Below are 17,918 nucleotides of genomic sequence, written 5' to 3'. Positions count from 1 at the left end.
ATTATTTATTCATCCATTTTTTGGATTGTTTCATAAATTTGAATAATATCATCCTTTTTTATATCATTAAAATTTTCAACTGTTAAACCACATTCATGACCCATTTGAACCTCATTAACCGTATCATTAAAACTTTTTAATGAATTAATTTTAGATCGATAAATTATAGAACCATCACGAACAATTCTACAGTTAGCATTTCTTTTAATTTTACCACTAACAACATAACAACCAGCAATTGTACCTATTTTACTATGTTTTCAAATTTCACGAACTTCTGCTTCACCAATTTCATTGTCTTCATAAATTGGATCTAACTGGCCTTTTAATAATGACTTGATGTCATTAATCATGTTGTATATCACATTGTAATTTCTAAATGTAAGTCCTGCATTATCAATCATTTCTTTAATTGATTTTGTACATGAAACATTAAAACCAAAAATTAATGCCCCATTCGATGCTTGAGCAAGTTTAACATCATTTTCACTTATAGAACCAGTTCCAGCACGAATAATATTTATAGTAACTCCATCTATATCAATTGAACCAATTGTATGCTTTAATGCTTCAAGTGAACCTTGAGCATCAGCTTTTAAAATTAACTCTAAAGTTTTAGTTTCATTATTAATAATCCTATCACGTAAAGATAATGATGTAGATAATGCTTGATGTTTTTGACGTTGTATTTTTTGCTTATATGAATCAGATACTGATTTAACTTCTTGTTCTGTTGATAAAACAATAAATTTTTCACCAACTTCAGGTACAATATCAAAACCTGAAATTTTAACTGGTTTAGAAGGAGTTGCTTCTATTACATCAACTCCATTTTCATTTTGCATTGTTCTAACTTTACCATATGCAGCACCTAAAGTAATGTAATCACCAACTTTTAAAGTACCTCGTTTAATAATTACTGAAGCTAATGGACCAAGTCCAGGTGATAAATGTGCTTCAATTACAACTCCATAAGCTTGTGCATTATAATTGGCCTTGTATTCATTAATATCAGATAGTAACAAAATACTTTGCAATAATTCATTAATACCTTGATTACTATAAGCAGAACCTTGGATAACAATTGTATTACCACCTCATGTTTCAGGTACTAATGAATATTTAGTCAATTGTTGCATAACCTTATCGGGGTTAGCTTCTGGTTTATCCATTTTGTTAATAAAAACAATTATTGGAACTTTTGCATTTGTAGCATGGTCAATTGCTTCTTCAGTTTGCGGCTTAATACCATCATCTGCAGCAACAACTAAGATTACAATATCTGTAATATCTGCTCCACGAGCACGCATGTTTGTAAAAGCTTCATGACCTGGAGTATCAATAAATGTAATAAAGCGATCATTTAAATTAACTTGGTAAGCACCAATATGTTGGGTAATTCCCCCATGTTCACCAGCTACAACATTAGTTTTTCTAATAACATCAAGTAAACTAGTTTTACCATGGTCAACATGTCCCATGATAGTAACAATAGGTGGACGAGATTGCATTTTAGAAACATCGTCATCAAATTTAATTTGATCGAGAATATTTTCTTTTGTAACTTCAGTTTCAATCTTGAAATCTAAATTAAATTCTAAACACAATTCACCAATTTGTTCAATTGATAACATAGTGTTAAAATTAACAATTTTACCTTTAATAAAAAAATGTTTAATAACTGTTGAAACATTTTGATTGATTTGCGTGGCAAATTCCCCTAGAGTTAATGGTGACTTATAAATGAAAACCCCATTATTTATTCCAACATCAACACTTTTTAATTGATCCTTAATTGATGTCCGGTCACGTGAATCAATTTTATGACTATTATGTTTTGATTTTTTTTGATATTGATTTTTTTTCATAACCGGAGTTCCTTTCTTACAACTTAGTTTTCCAAGTTATTTTTAGTAATTAATTGTTTTTTTAAATCAAGATATCAACTGTTATCTAAATCAAGTTTAAAAATTTTGTTAACAATTCTTTTATTAATTAATTCATTCACAATTTCAATTTTATTTTGAAAATATAAACCACGACCTAATAAATTTTGATCCAAATCAAGTTGAGCGTTTTTTTTATTAGGTAATAAAGCAATTCGAATTAGTTCTTTTTTTTCGAAATGCTTTTTAGTAACAACACAAGTTCTTATAACACCATGATTATTAATCATCTTCATCTATAAGTATAATATCCTTTTCATCTATTTCCTTATAATCTGGATCTAATAAAGAAAAATCATCAATAATTGTTCGTTTGTTTTTACGTTTGGATGATTGATTATTTTTTTCTTTTGAACTGTTATTAAGAGGTAATTTGATCTCTTTTATCTGTCGTTTAGATTCTTTTGAAAGATCCATGCTATTAATTAAATTATTTATTTCATTTTGATTAGATGAAGTAACATCACTAGTTAATGTTTCTTCATTAGAAGTTATTTTTTTGTTGTCGGATTCAAGAGAAACATCTTTTGGTTTGTTTAAACTTGGTTTTTCTTCAATTTTTGAATTGGTTTTAACTAGATTTTTAACAACATTTGAATTTACTTTGTTTCTTTTGTTTTTAACATCACTAATTATTTCTTCATCAAGAATAATTTCATCAGATTCATTAACTTTTGTTGAATATGACATTAAATCTTTAAAAGTTGCATTATGACTATTTTCATAATTATTTTTTCTATTATTTTTAAATCCAAATCGATTATTTAAATCAATGCGTTTATTGCTTTTATCATTAAGTCTATTGCTTAGATTGTAATTTAAAACTGCTGAATTGCCTTCAGGTACATATTTTGTTGGAATAATGTTGATATTTTCTTCTTTAGCTTGTGTAAGTGATTTAACATCAATATTTCATCCAGTTAATTTAGCTAATAATTTAATATTAACACCATTTCGACCAATAACATTTGGTAAATATTCATCTTCAACAAATATTTCCATACTTTTTTCGCGTTCACTATCTTCAATGATATTAATTCCCAAAATCTTTACAGGGGCAATTGCATTTACGATTAATTGTTGATAATCATCACTTCAAATAAAAACATCAATTAATTCATTATGAATTTGTGATGATATAAGTTTTATTTTATCTCCTTTTGTACCAAGAATAGCTCCTATAGGATCAAAATTACTTTTATTAGAAACTACTCCAACTTTAGATTTTTGACCAGCTAAACGGACAATTTTTTTAATTTGAATTGTTTTATCTTGTAATTCAGGAATATTAGACTCCAACAAGTACTCAAGTAATTTTTCATCTGATCTAGACAAAAGAATTGGTCAACCACGAGATTGTTCTTTAACCGCTTTAATAACAAATCAATATTTGTGGCCTAAATGTAAATTTTCACCCTTAATTGTTTCTGAACGTTGTAAATAACCACTAGTTTTTTCTAAATTAATAATGTATGAACCATTTTTATCATCTTTTTTTTCAACTTCAGCATAAATTAAAGTACCAACACGATCAATTCATTCACTTGCAATTGATTTATTTGTTAATTCAGCAATTCTTTGTTTAAAGAGTTGTAATATGTATCGAACCATTTGATTTGAAATATCATTTTTATCCATTAATGAAATTTCTTTGTAAAAAAAATCTCCAACCTTTATGTCACGGTTAAATTTTTTTGCTTCATCAATAAGAATTTCATTTATATCATCAAATTCATCAGTTTCTGAGTCAATAACTTTTAAAACTTTATTAATTTTTAAAATTCCTGAATTTAAATCAACATTAACATCTAAATTGATTTCAGGATCATCTCGTTTAAAAGCTTTTATTATTGAATCACTTAAAATAGAAACAATTTCACTAGTAGATAATTTCTTTGTATTTCCAAGTTCAGTTATTGCTTCTAAAAATTGTGATTGGAATGCAGATTGATTCATTTTGTTTTATATGTCCTTATTATAATTTTATTAAGAAACAACAAAAAAAGGGCAAGTGTTATTAAACACTCTCCCTTTTCGAGAAATTGCTACCTAATATTATAGCTTGTAAAAATAAAAATACACAAATTTTGTTTGTTAAATGTTTAGTATTTATTTAATATTTAAAAGTTTATTCAATTTAGAGTATCTAATTTAGACTTAGGTGTTAAATATAGTTTAATTGGTATTGCAATGATAATTAATAACTACCAACTATAGTTTATTAAAGTTCTAAAAAAAATAAATTTGTTTAAAATTTACTTCTTTAAGTCAACTTAAATGCATTAAATCTTTTTAAAAATAAAATTTAATAATTATGTTGCATCTATATTAATTTATTTTTTTATATCTAAATTTGATAAAAAAATAAAAAATATGTAAATAGTTTTTTATAAAACTAATTTACATATTAATTTGTTATAAAAATTTAATTTATGACTTTTTTTCTGGACTACTTGGAGCCGCAGGTTTTGGAGTAGGTGCACCAGCTGGTTTATTAGGAGCACTAGAAGTTGGTTTTGCAGCAGGAGTTGATGTTGGTTTAGCAGGAGTTGCTGGTTTTGCAGCAGGAGTTGATGTTGGTTTTGCAGGAGTTGCTGGTTTTGCAGCAGATGGAGGTGGAGTAGATCCTGGTTTGCTAGCAGGTGAAGCAGCCTTACTAGAAGAACCTGATTTTAACATTTGTGGCTTAGACTTCATGTTAGTACCATCTGTACTTTCAATAATCTTTTTAAATACACCACCAACAGCTGTTGTTAAAGCATTAACTTTTTCATTTTGTAACTTAAAGCCAACTTTCATTGATCTACGGTGTTTCGCCATTGGTATACCAATTGCACAACCTAAACCAGCAATCAATCCAACAACAGCAATTGGTACTATAATTGCTACTGGTAAAACTCATTCAGCTAATGCACTAAATCCAGAAAACAATGAGTTACTAATTGATGAAAAACTTGTTGATGCAGATGATGGCATAATGTCATAGCAGTTAAGAACTTTATTTCACGAATATGCTGTAAATGTAGTGCTTTGTTGTAATAAGTTAACATTAGTAGCAACAATTAAAACTGATCCATATGGTGGTTCATTATTTTTATCAACTTCTGGTTGTTTAGTAGTTTTAAAAATTTCTGAAACATAATTATTTTTAACAACACTAATATTTTCTCTATCATTAGGATTTTTAGTCAAAGTAGAAACTGGTATTGTTTCTAATATTGAAGTTAAACTATTACTTAATAATGAATTAGATACATTAGTAATAAAATTTCCCTGACCTAAAATGGCATTGCGATCAAAACTAGGATCAATTTTATATGTCATATAATTATCATCTACTGAACAATATGAAATACCATTTTCAAGAGCTTTAGATGTAGATGTGCTTTGACCAAAGAAATAATGAACATTTGAAACATCATTAGATGCTTTTAAAACATATGATAACTGACTTTGTCCTGTTGTATTAGAACCATTTGAATTAAGGTTAGCATAGAAACCACCATTGGGATTTTGTAACCTTGAATTGTTACGAATTGGACCTTTAAATCGGAGAACATGGACATAATAATTGGTGTGATTATTCTGAGGATTTTGTTCATTTTCCTCCTGACCTGGTTCTTTTGCAATATCTTGTCCAGGATATTCAAAATCAACAGTTGTATTTTCAAACCATGCTTGATTTCCAACAGATGCAGATGTGTCATTACTTCGAGTAAAAAAATGTTCAGTCCAAAGTCATGATTTTGGATATTCAGTTAATTGAGGATTAATAGTTAAGAATAATTTATTTTTAGTTTGATCATTTTGATCTGCTCATGAACTAGCAACTCATTGTCCATCATTTGCAAATGATAAACCCATAAAATCATTTCATGGTAATTGAGCATCTAATAATTCACTATTTGTTGCATCTTTGATTGATTCAGTAGCATATGGATCTCTGCCAATAACAAATTTTTTAGCAATTTCAGGAACAGTATCATTAAAGTCTTTTACACCTGCAACATATTCAGTAACACCCAATGATAAAATGTCATTATCAACCAAAGAGTAACCACAAGAACTAAATGCTAATCCTTGATAACTATTATTATTACCTCAACCACGATAACGATAAATATAATTTTCATCACGATATTTAGGTGTACCAATTACATTATTATTACCAATTGAAACTGTTGATGGCATTCGATAAACAATAGATGTTGGATCAAATTTTGGCTCATTAATGAATAAAATTGATTTACCAACTTGCATTGCATAACCATAAAAAGTTTTACCTTTATTTTCGGTTAACTGACCTTTCATTTTAACTTTAACTAGAGAACCTAAACTTTTCAATGAATAACCAAATGATAATGTTGGATAATAATAATTACGTGCATTATCAACTAATAATGCTAAGTTATATGAATAACTTACTTTAGATTTACCACTTGTAGGTATATTTCTACTACTATTACTATTAGATGTAGATGTATTAAATTCTAAAATATTATGAACTGTGCCAAAAGGAAAACTTTGTGCAGTTCTACCACTACCACTAGTGGTAGTATCACTTATAGTTGGTTGAAAATCGAATGGAAAAGTGTGTCGAGCTGCATTTCCTCGTTCAATTGTTTGAATATTTGTATTACCTGATGCAACTTCATTAGCTATTACTGAATTTAATCCTTGAGCAGTTGAAGTTGTTTCCAACTTCTTTTTATCATCAAAAAAGTAATAAGTTCCAATAGATGCGTTATATGACATATCAGTACCAATATCAAAATATTGGTTATCAAACAAGATATTACTAAATTCATAATAATTTTCAATAGATGCATTATTTGGCATATTAATTAAAGAATCAATATTAAAAGCAGTTCCAAATAATAAGCAAGGATCAATTGAATTTCTATCAGGATTTTTAGGATTAGAAATTACATTTTGACCTGATAATTGCAAAGAACGTTTCTTTTGCAAACTTATTTGTTGATTTGTGCTATCACTATCTTGTTGACTAGCAGTCTGATCAGAAATACTAGGATCTCACTCTCTTGTTTGAGAATTTTTAATTTGACCAACAGTAATTGCTCCAGCTAAATATAAAAATGTATCTTTAGTAGAAGAAACATTAGTTTCAACACCGCCAATTGCTAATCTTGGAACATAATTCATGTCTTTTGTTTGGGCAATTGGAGCATAACATTGATCTCATCGTTTTGATACTTGACTAGTTCCATCACCAGCATAACTAGGACTATATGAAATTCCACTTAAAAGGTATGCATATGGAATACCAACAGATATATCAGAGTTAAAATTTAATTTTCAAACACCAATACTTAAAGCTTCTGGATCGTTATAAATTGAACCATTACCACCAAATACGAAAACATTACCACCAACTGCATACATATTTCCCAAATTAGTAATGTATTGCTTTCATGGTAAAACCATTGATTCCCCAGTTACACTACTTGATTGGTTACTACCACTACTATCAGTACTTGCTGGATTTACCTTATCTAATGTTGTTGTTACATATCAAGATGGATGATCTTCTTTGCTAAAAAAAGTAGGACTACTACTACTACTACTAGTTCAATTAGAAGGGTAATTTTTAACCATATTTTGAGGATCAATAGATAAACACTTATTTATCACAAAAGATGGTTCTCAATTACTACCAACATATGAATATGTTCTTTCAGTTATTTGAACAACAACAGCTTGATTTTTTTTATTTCCTGTTCCTTTTAAATTATCATATGATAATGGATCAACTCCATCAATGCCTTGATTAGAATCTGGTGCTTGGTTTGGTATCAATAACAAATATAAAACATTACTATTTTGTTTATCTTCAGTAATTTCAACAACTTTTTTATTTGCAAATTCACTATAATTTGCAACTAAATCAGATGGATTAAATTCCCAAAGAATATTTCCAAAAGCATCAATTCTTGTTGCAGAACCACCTTCAGTTAAAACAACAAAACCACCATTAGTAACTTCAATACCAGTAAAATTATTATTTTGTCAATGACGTAATTTTCCAACTTTTTGACCAATTTTTTTAGAAATAATTGGTTGTGAACTATCTTTAATTTTTAATAAATTAGTATTTTGATTTTGACTACTAAAAGTTGTAACTATTGCTAGTGAAGTAGCAGATAAAATAGCAGCTGAACTAAATGATAGTAATAAGTATTTGTAATTAAATTTGAATTTCATTTCCTAAAACCTTGTTATTAACTATTAAGATGATTTTTTTGGTCCTTGAGGCGCACTTGAAGGACTAGGTGATGCTTTTGGAGCCGGAGCTTTCTTTAAATTTACTGCAGATGGTTTAGCAACTTTTGATTTTGCAGATGAGGATTTCAACATTTGTGGTTGTTTGTTGTTCTTAGTTTGGGCAATAACTTTCTTATATACACTACCAACAGCTGTTGTCAATGTATCAATTTTTTTATTAGTTGAACTGAAACCTTTGCTTAAAATTTGCTTATCACGTCTAATTGATAATGGTATTCCTATTCCAATTGCTAATATTATGCCAAATAAAAGAACTGAAACAGTAACAACAACTGGTAAAACTCATGGTTCTAATGGAGCAAAACCACCATAATTAAAAGTTGGAGTTGCTAATGATGTATCCTGAACAACATTTGGATATACAGAAGGATCAAAACTAGATGATGTATAATACACACCATTTAAATACATCAATGCAATATCAAAAACAACTTCAGAGTTTTCAATTCTTGGATTAAGAATTAATGGTTTTTGAGTTGGCAACTTAGTTATTGGATCAACACTCCAACCACCAGTATAAGTTATTAATTGTGACAATAGAAGGGGATCACTAATAATTTGTTTAGGTGTCTTAGAAATTAAATCTGAGTCAACTAAATAATTATTATCAACACTACTAACAACTCCTCAAACAGCTGAATTTTCAGCAATTGTACCACCATTTAATAATGTGTCTACATCAGTAGAATTATTACTTGCACTTGTAATAAAGTTAACTTCTTGTTTTTTATTTTTAGTATCTATAACAAAGAAACTATTATTTTTATTCGAAATTACCTTATTTACATCTTGATTATTAATATTTTTTACATCTAATGCAGTATTTTTTGAGTATGATCAAAAATTACTATTTGGATCATAATTTAATGAATAAAATAAATGTTTTCTATCTTTTTGATATGCTAGCAATCAACTATTATCTGCATATGTTATTGATGATAAATTTACAAAATCACTAACATGTTGAGTATCACTAGAAATTGAAATTACAGAACCATTATTAAAATTACTGCTAGGTATTGGAATATTATTTAATCCAATTATTTCTTGAAAGTCATAAGTAAATGAATAGATATAACCACGAGTAACTAACATACCAACAATTGGGTCATATTGTTCATTAGTTGATGGAATTGTTTGTACAGAAAAACCAATTAATTTTTGACTTGCTGAATTGCTTCAACCATCATTTAAACTTGTAAAAGTTTGTTCTTCTTTTGGATTGATATTAGACAATGCTCTTGAAAACCCATATCCATCTGGACCTTGAATTATATTTCCAGCATTTAAAGTACCAGTATTTGTACCACCTGCATAAACAGGACCTTCTGGTATCATAGTTCAAGAAGGTTTGGTCCCGATAAATTTTTTTGAAAAATCAAATTTAAAAAATGAACCATTAATGTTTAAACAATTAAATAATGAAAAACGATACATACGTTGTAATTCATTATTTCCATTAAAAAAACTACTTAAATAAATTTTACTTTCAGTTGGATTACTAGGGTCTACAGCAATTAAACTAGCAATGTTACTTGACATTACTGGCAAAATAGTTAGGGATTCAATAGCAGAAAATGGATACCAAAAATTACCTACATTTCCTGTATTACCACCAAAACCACTAGGAGATAAAACTTGAAATGAAGCATTAATAGATGAAGAACCAACAAGAATTTCCTTGTTATCGTATTTAGTACAACTACCTTTTTGTAAATTATCATTCTGAGATGTACTATCACCAGATGCACTTCCACTAGAACAAGTTTCTTTGTTAAATGCACTTACTTTATCTGGAGTACCATATGTTCCCTTTTCAACACTATGATTTGTTTCTGAACTACTAGCAGTTGAAGAAGAAGTTTGACTTGTATATAATGATGTATTAAAGTCAGAAATATTTGGTTGCATCATTGCTAAAAAAACATAAGGAGTAGAAGAACCAGTTTGTTTATTTTTAATGCTTATTGTTTTTGCTCCACCAACATATCAAGCCAAATTAGATACCTTATTTGTTTTCATAAATGGTAAGTAAAAAAATGACTTATTAACTGATCCATACATTCTTTCAGTTGAATTTGAACGTGCATTAAATGGGTCAAAGTCATAATTGGCATACAATAACGGCAAAACACCAAAACTACCACTACCATTAGTATTTACTTTAAAATCATAAAACCAAAAATTTTGATAAGCATTGCCACCAAATAACAAAATCATTTTTTGATTAGTTGCTGGATCTTTAATGTAAACCATATTATTAGCAGTATTTAGGTATAACTTCTTTAAGATATAATAATCACCTAAATCATTTGCACTAAAACTAGCAGAATCAGTTGATCCATTTTTTGTAGGTGAATATCTATCTAGCAATTTATAAATTGTTGACTTAGTTGAATCATTAACATATACAAAATTTGAATCAGTAGCAGCAGGTGTTGTTGTTGAAGGTGCAGCGCCAACTTTTGATGAAGCTTTTTCTTCTTTTGTTGTACGAATAAAAGAAAGGTTTTTATTTGTATCTTCTGGCTTTATAGCATCTTCTACATATATATGTTTTCAAATATTATCAGCTAAATTATCATTACTTGTATCAGTTGGAGCTTGTTCGCTATTAGGTGCAAGATGACTACTTATTGTATCTTTATTATTTATAGAAAAATCTGGTAATTGAAGTTGATATATATTTTTTTGTTCAAAATTTACTCCATTATCGAACAATTGAACAACTAAAGCAGGGTTAGTAAGACTAAAATTTAATGAATTAGCAGTGTCTGTTGTATCAGTACCAGCTATTGTTACATTTTCATTTACTAATAATGCATAGTAATAACTAGGATCATCCATATCAGCAACAATTTGGCGTGTTGTATATCCAGATACATTATAACTTCAATCATATAAATATTGCATTTGGAAACTTAATTTTACAACTTTAGCACTATTATTTGATCTATTTGAACCAGGTAAAATGTAATTACCATCACCATCAACTATTGGATCAGTGTCAACTGCACCATTAGACAATAATTGAGATGTAATTACAACATCAACATCTGATAAAGGACGTGGTGTTACTCTTGCATTTGATTTAGTTTGAGCTGAACTTAAACTACTAGAAATATGATTATCAACCAATGGACTAGTGGATGAAATAACTAAACCTAATAATGACAAACCTACTGCTGAAGCAACTATAGAAGAAATGAAAACACAAAATTTTGTGCACTTAACTTTTCTCATAAATTATTTTTTTCCCTACCAAATTATTATTTTAAGCATAAGATTTCAATAAAAATTTACTTAAAACTTAATAATCTTAAGCATGAATTATACAATAAAGTTGTAAAAAAAAAAAAAAAAAACGCTAATTATTCCAAAAATAGTTTAAATGTTTTTAATATTTAAGGCTTCAAATAAGTAGTTTCTTAGGGCAAAAATATTTATGTAATAAAACTTATGAAGAATAATAATTAATAATAATTAATATAACTTAATATGAGCGTAAAACATGTTAAATTATAAAGTCAATTAAAAAACTAATTAGGAAAAAGAAATTAAATACCAAGTTTTTATGATTGTTAACTAGGAAATCTGTTAAACAACATCAAAGGTATATTGATAGTTATAAAAAACAAAATTTTAAATTGAAACATAAAAGTAAAAATAAGATAAATTGAAAACTTTGAACTAAAGGTTTTGATCAAAAAATAATAAATATTTATTTAAAAAAATGAAGAAGATAGTTAATGTTAAAAAATTTATATTGGGTAAATTATAAGAAATTTTATTTCTATGTATTTTAAAACGAAATAAAAAGTTAGTAATTCTTGATATTAAATAAGATCATAAATAATAAATTTTTAATCACTAGAATGCTAAATAGAAAAACTAAACATAGATTAAGACAAAAACTTAAATTAGTAAATACAAATGTATTAAACATTTTAAATAATGCTAATTCAAGTCTTAAATATTTATCATAATTTGATAGATAAAAGAATGAACATTATAATAATGATTACAATATTAGATAATAATTATTATCATTGTCATCAAACAATAAGTTATTCAATTAATCTTGCTAAAGATCTAAAAATATTTTTACTCAAAATCATAAGTTTTAATTCATTTTGCTTTTGTTAATAATTTAGTGGTATCCGCTTTTATTAATAGGTTATACATGTTTTCATATATACTTTTAGAAATGTAAATTCAAACTTTTTTATAGTTTTTAGAAGGATATAACTTACTAATTTTATTTAAAGCTTGATTTGCTCATTTTAAAGTTCTAGGTTTAGTGACTTCTAAAGCTAAAACATCTTTTAATAAAAATAAATCTTCAAACTTCTCAATACTACGAGGTTTATGATAATAATCAATTCTTTTATCTAATCGATTTATGTCTTGCTTTAATTCTCGCTTCATATCAACGATTAAATGAATAACATTCTCCATTGTTTTAGATAAATTTTCAACTATTTTAGATAAATCTTCAACTCTTGTAGATAAATTTTCAACTGTTTTAGATAAATCCTCAACTCTTGTAGATAAATTTTCAACTATTGCAGATACATCTTCAACTCTTGTAGATAAATTTTTAACTGTTTTAGATAGATTTTTAATTGTAGGTTTTTTATTTTGTAATTTTGGCATCAATAATTACCTTTAATGTTTAGTTATTATAAATCACTCAAAAAATAATGTTAAGTGATTCTAAATTGAACAATTAAATTTCTAGTATCTTAAAAGTTAACTTCTATTGCTATTGAAAAATAAAGTTATTTAAAATTTTAATTTTTATAGCAAACTAAATTAAGAAGTTTATATTTGTGCAAATTTAAAATATTGATAAACCTAATAAAGTTATTCCATTATGAAATGCTTGTTAAAAAGAATTTTTAAATTAATTTTTTATAAATAAAACAATAATAGTATTTAAGTTAAGATATTTGTATGAAAATTATTTAACATTGAATAAAAAATCAACACTTTAATTTTAAATAAAGTGTTGAACATATTTATAAATGGCAGGGGTGAAAGGAATCGAACCCTCATTAGTAGTTTTGGAGACTATTGTTCTGCCATTGAACTACACCCCTATGGCTTCCCTTATAGGAATCGAACCTATATTTGTTGTTTAGGAAACAACCGTGTTATCCATTACACTAAAGGGAACTATCACTAATTTAAATTATATTAAATTCCATAATTGAAATCATAGATATCTTTATCAAATTTAATAAAGCAATAATTAACTCATTGACCATTAAACTTATTATAAATAGGATATGGAAATAAAATTTTATCTATTACTTGACGATGCTCATAATTAAAATTTAAATTAATAGGAATTTTAATTTCTTTTAAAAACATTAAATCAACATATGCTTTTTCTAAAATTTTAAAATTTAAACTTAATTTATTTGTACTAAAAATAGATATTGAATTTGTTAGATACTTATTTTGTTCTTGATTAAACTTATCATTAATTTTAAAAAGATTATGCAACAAATTATATGCAACTTCAGTTAATTCTAGTTTATGGTTATTGCATTTTCAATTATCAATGCAAATTAAAGATTTAATTTTAGCTAATTTTTCTTGATCAACTGATTCATCTAAATCTACATTATATCCATCCGCATAAACATTTGGATTAATATTTCACAAATTTATTTTTGAATTTAAGTTAAATTTTTCTTTATTAATTGTAGGCCTTAAAATCAAATTTGTTTGAAATGAATGTTCACATTGAAATACATTAATCAATTCATTCTGAAGATTTAACATAAATTGTTCATGTAATTGTTCACTCAAATTATAGCTTGATATTAAACTTTTATTAGAACTACATTTTTTGTTATATCATTTTGTTCATTTATTCAAATCATTCGCATCAATTGTTAAACCAATATTAATAATTTGATAATTCATTTTTAAGTTATTAAAATAATCAAGTTCATAAATGGGCAAAATATACATTTTGTTGCCAAAATAAATGATGTTAATTTTTCCGTTAATATCTAATCAATTTCCATTTAAATCAAATTCCAAAGATCCAAAAATAATTTCTTTTATTAAATTTTGAATTGTTGTTTGACTATTGCATTCAGACTTAATTGTTTCAATAATTTTATCAATAATTCCATCATTTCCTTTAGAACCATAAGCAATATTTTTTGATAATTTATTGGTATCAATAAACCATTTAATTAAATTTTGGTCCAAATATTTTTTTGTATTCAAATATGTTTCATTACGAATTTTTTCTAAAATAACAGGTGTTAGATAATTACTTAAGAGATCATAAAACAAATAATTTGGCAATAAATTAATAATTGCATTTATTAATGAATTTTTAATAATAAAATGATCAAAATTTATTTGACAATTTATTTTGAAGTTTTTTAAAACTAAATCATTTTTATCATCTGTATATTCAATTGATCATTTTTTGTTTGGTAAATTTAAGTTTAAATTAATTTTATCTAAATTTGAAGCATCTAAAAAAATAGAAATTTCTTTAAATAAATTTATGACGTTATTTATTGATTCTTTAGTGGGAGTTAATGAGTTATTTGAAAAAAATAAGACATCAAGAAGTTGTTCAATAAATGACCCATGAAGAATATTTTGACTTATTGTAAGTTCTAAAAGATCATGTAGAAAAATTTTATTATTTGCAAATAAGCTTTTTAAAAAATCATTGATTGGTTCAGAAGAATTTATCATTAAATTTGTGATAATTTCTTTGTATTTTTTAACAAAATTAACAATTTCAGAATTTTTATCACCTAAATGAAATGAATTATTAATAAAAAAATTAAATATAGTAGCAAAATTATCTTTGTCACTAAGAATATTTCATAAATAAGTATTTTGATCTTCACTTATTTTTTGGAATAAATTAAAGAAATCTATATATGTTTGATTTTTAAACAAAGTATTTAAATTTTTAGTCAAACTAAAAATTATATGAAATAGTTCATTACTTGATGATAATTTATGTACTATTTCCTTTAATTCTTCAAAATTAATATAAAAAAATTGTTCATAATTTTTAAAAAGAATTTGCGCAATTATGATCCTATACTTATATAAAAAATCATAAAATGTTAACTTAGATGTTTTTGAATAATTATTAAATAAATCAAATAATAAGTTACCAATAGAAGTTTCATCCTCATTTTTGTAACCTATTTCTGGATAAATTGCAATTAATGTGTTTACAATGCTTTCTGAATTTATTGTTAAAACATCAGCAATTCTATAACTTTTTTTACTTTGATTAAAATCAACAAATGTTTTTAAAATTTTTCCTGTTGATAATGCAATATCTTTTTTTGCTTTTAAATTATTTTGGAATAATGAATTGATATCTTTTTCAAATTGTAATTTAGTAATTAAATTTTTATCAAATAACTTATTTTCACCAACAATTTCCTTTTTTATAGAATAAGGATTTTTAGCATCAGTTACTGATTTTAGTTCTAAATTTAAATGAGATTTTGATTTATTAAAAAGAAAATTATCATACTGATAACTATTTATTTTGCCAAAAGTATCAAAAATTTTAATTTGAAAATTATTTAAATATCAATTTAGGTAAAATTGATTATTTAATTTAGTTACACAAGAAGCAATGGAATCAATATTTTTAAGATTATTATTTGTTAATTCAAAAGTAATTTTTTGATTAGGTTTTATTTTGTCTAAATTATTAAATTTTTTACCCATATCATCTAATAAATCACAATCATAGTTGGTTTTATTAATTAAATCAAATTTATAGTTAATTTCAATATCTAGTGGATTATTATATAAATGGTTAATTTTCGGTGAAGTCTTAGCTTCTATTAAAAATTGACCATTATTAGACAAAAAGATATTGTATAAATATTGCTTAATATCATTATTTAAATAAGTAAACCCATTTTTTTCAATTTCTTTAGTTAAAAAATAATTAGTATTTTTTTGAATTAAATTTAAATCTATTTTAATACTGTCTTTAAGATTCGAATTTTCAAAATCATTAAATCAAGTATGTGCATCAACAAATGAGTATGGAGCTGAGTCAATTTTGATTAAAAAATTAGGATAATTACTAATATTATTATTTTTACTAATTTTAGATGGTTCATGAGATTTTATTTTATTTTCATTGCTGAATGAAAATTCAAATATTTTTATGATTGTGATTGGAATAATTGTTGTGAGCAAAACTATACAAAAAAATTGAAGCAAAAAGCAAACTATTTTTTTCATGTATATATACCTAAAGCATGTTCCTATTGATAATAGAAAATCTTAATTAAATAATTATTAACTAAATTTTTAATTTATAAAATAACAATTAAAATATAGAATTTCAAAAAGCTTACAAATAAATCTAATACATACTTTCCAATTAGACATAACAAAGCAAAAATTTCAACATTTTAATTTACACATGACAACTAATGCAAAAATAAATCATTGCACCTATATTTAGATTTTAAATTTATTTTAAAAATTTTTAATTAAAAATAGTTGCTACATTATCTTTTAATACTATGATATCTGAATAATCACATATATTTAGAACTTGTATTTTAGTGTTTAACTAAAATTAAAGTTTTTTTGTCATGTATACAAAACAAGAATGTTCGAGATAAACTGATAAAAATTTGTAATAAATATTTGTGATTAATTGTTTGAAATGTAGTTTAGTTTAAACTTTTACAAACTTTGCAAATATTAACTTTAATAATAAAATGATTTTTGTTTTGAATTCCAAAAAATTTATTAAAATTTAACTTTATTGTTTGTTCGTCACAAAGGTAATAAAGTGGATCATAGTAATGAGTTCAAAAAGTTAACTTTTATTAAGGTTATACTTTTATTTATAAGTTCTATTTTGTTTATTATTGGTGGAGTAGTAATTTCTAATATTTTTTATTTAGATAGTTTTGCACAAAATAAAATTTCTATTCAAAATAATTCATCAAGTTCAATAAATAAAAAAATGTTAAACATCAATTCTTACATTGGTGATGTAACTATGATTGCTAATAATCCAAGCATTCAAGTTTACTTTGATTTAGTGTTTCCATGAAAAAGTGAAAAGGTTCATATTAATTTAGATAAGTCAATGATTGATAAGTTTAGAAATAATTCTAATTCTAAAGTTTATCAACGATCATTGGGTGGTTTTGAATATTTTAATATTGGTATAAGTAATTCTCAAACAAATTGAGATGTAATAAACTCAACTGCAGGGAAATGATTCCAATTTGTTAACTTAATTGCTCACAATAAATATATTTGGGAAGAAGGTTTTAGTTCCAAATTCAATTTGATGCAAAAGATTATAGTTGAAGCAATTTCAGATCCTAATTTTGATATTGAAAAACCTTTTACTTTACATTTTAGACAAAATGGAAATGGTGAGTTTTATAAAAACTTAGTTTGCAATAAAAAAGGAAGTAATGTTTTTTATCCAATTAAAGAAACCATAATTTTGCCAAAAGATAATTCAGTTAATTATGAATACATGTCATTGAATGATAATCCTTCAAATGATGATAAAAATATATCCATTATTGAAGAAATTGTAACAACTAGTCAAGACAATAAAAGTAAAAAACAATCTTTCAAATCTAACAATGGAATTATTTTTTCACTACG

General features: G+C 25.3%; 8 protein-coding genes and 2 tRNA genes. 1 reads left to right on the top strand and 9 read right to left on the bottom strand.

Annotated elements, in window-relative coordinates; all coding sequences use genetic code 4:
• Positions 1-5: 5 nt before the first annotated feature.
• From infB to T383_RS0102180, 9 genes are all read right to left on the bottom strand, one after another.
• Entirely contained in the window at positions 6-1,868 is a 1,863-nt protein-coding gene (gene infB, locus T383_RS0102220; protein ID WP_052664021.1) for a translation initiation factor IF-2, read from the bottom strand.
• A 23-nt stretch (positions 1,869-1,891) separates the two neighbouring features.
• Positions 1,892-2,182, bottom strand: a complete 291-nt coding sequence (locus tag T383_RS0102215; protein ID WP_084269074.1) for a YlxR family protein — start codon at positions 2,180-2,182, stop codon at positions 1,892-1,894.
• Complete coding sequence (gene nusA, locus T383_RS0102210) at positions 2,169-3,902, bottom strand: transcription termination factor NusA (protein WP_033160060.1); 1,734 nt, start codon at positions 3,900-3,902, stop codon at positions 2,169-2,171. Before nusA ends, T383_RS0102215 begins: the two co-directional genes overlap by 14 nt.
• Before the next feature lie 474 nt (positions 3,903-4,376).
• Positions 4,377-8,168, bottom strand: a complete 3,792-nt coding sequence (locus tag T383_RS0102205) for a hypothetical protein (protein WP_033160059.1) — start codon at positions 8,166-8,168, stop codon at positions 4,377-4,379.
• Positions 8,169-8,192: 24 nt separating this feature from the next.
• The gene (locus T383_RS0102200) at positions 8,193-11,492 is read right to left on the bottom strand and encodes a hypothetical protein (protein ID WP_033160058.1); all 3,300 of its coding nucleotides are present in this window, start codon (positions 11,490-11,492) and stop codon (positions 8,193-8,195) included.
• Positions 11,493-12,353: 861 nt separating this feature from the next.
• A complete protein-coding gene (locus tag T383_RS0102195; protein ID WP_033160057.1) occupies positions 12,354-12,905 on the bottom strand; it encodes a hypothetical protein in 552 nt (183 codons plus the stop codon).
• Positions 12,906-13,277: 372 nt separating this feature from the next.
• Positions 13,278-13,351 (bottom strand) — tRNA-Trp (locus T383_RS0102190).
• Position 13,352: 1 nt separating this feature from the next.
• Positions 13,353-13,427, bottom strand: a tRNA-Arg gene (locus T383_RS0102185).
• 21 nt (positions 13,428-13,448) lie between these two features.
• Positions 13,449-16,517 carry a P116 family lipid acquisition surface protein gene (locus T383_RS0102180; protein WP_033160056.1) on the bottom strand — a complete coding sequence of 1,023 codons (3,069 nt, stop codon included), beginning with the start codon at positions 16,515-16,517 and terminating at the stop codon, positions 13,449-13,451.
• Positions 16,518-17,079: 562 nt separating this feature from the next.
• Here T383_RS0102180 and T383_RS0102175 point away from each other — a divergent pair.
• Positions 17,080-17,918, top strand: an 839-nt coding sequence (locus T383_RS0102175; RefSeq protein WP_033160055.1) for a hypothetical protein, incomplete at its 3' end; no start/stop codon positions are given.

The organism is Mycoplasmoides alvi ATCC 29626, from assembly GCF_000701785.1.
Lineage (GTDB): Bacteria > Bacillota_I > Bacilli_A > Mycoplasmatales > Mycoplasmoidaceae > Mycoplasmoides > Mycoplasmoides alvi.
This window is presented reverse-complemented; position numbering and strand designations above follow the sequence as displayed.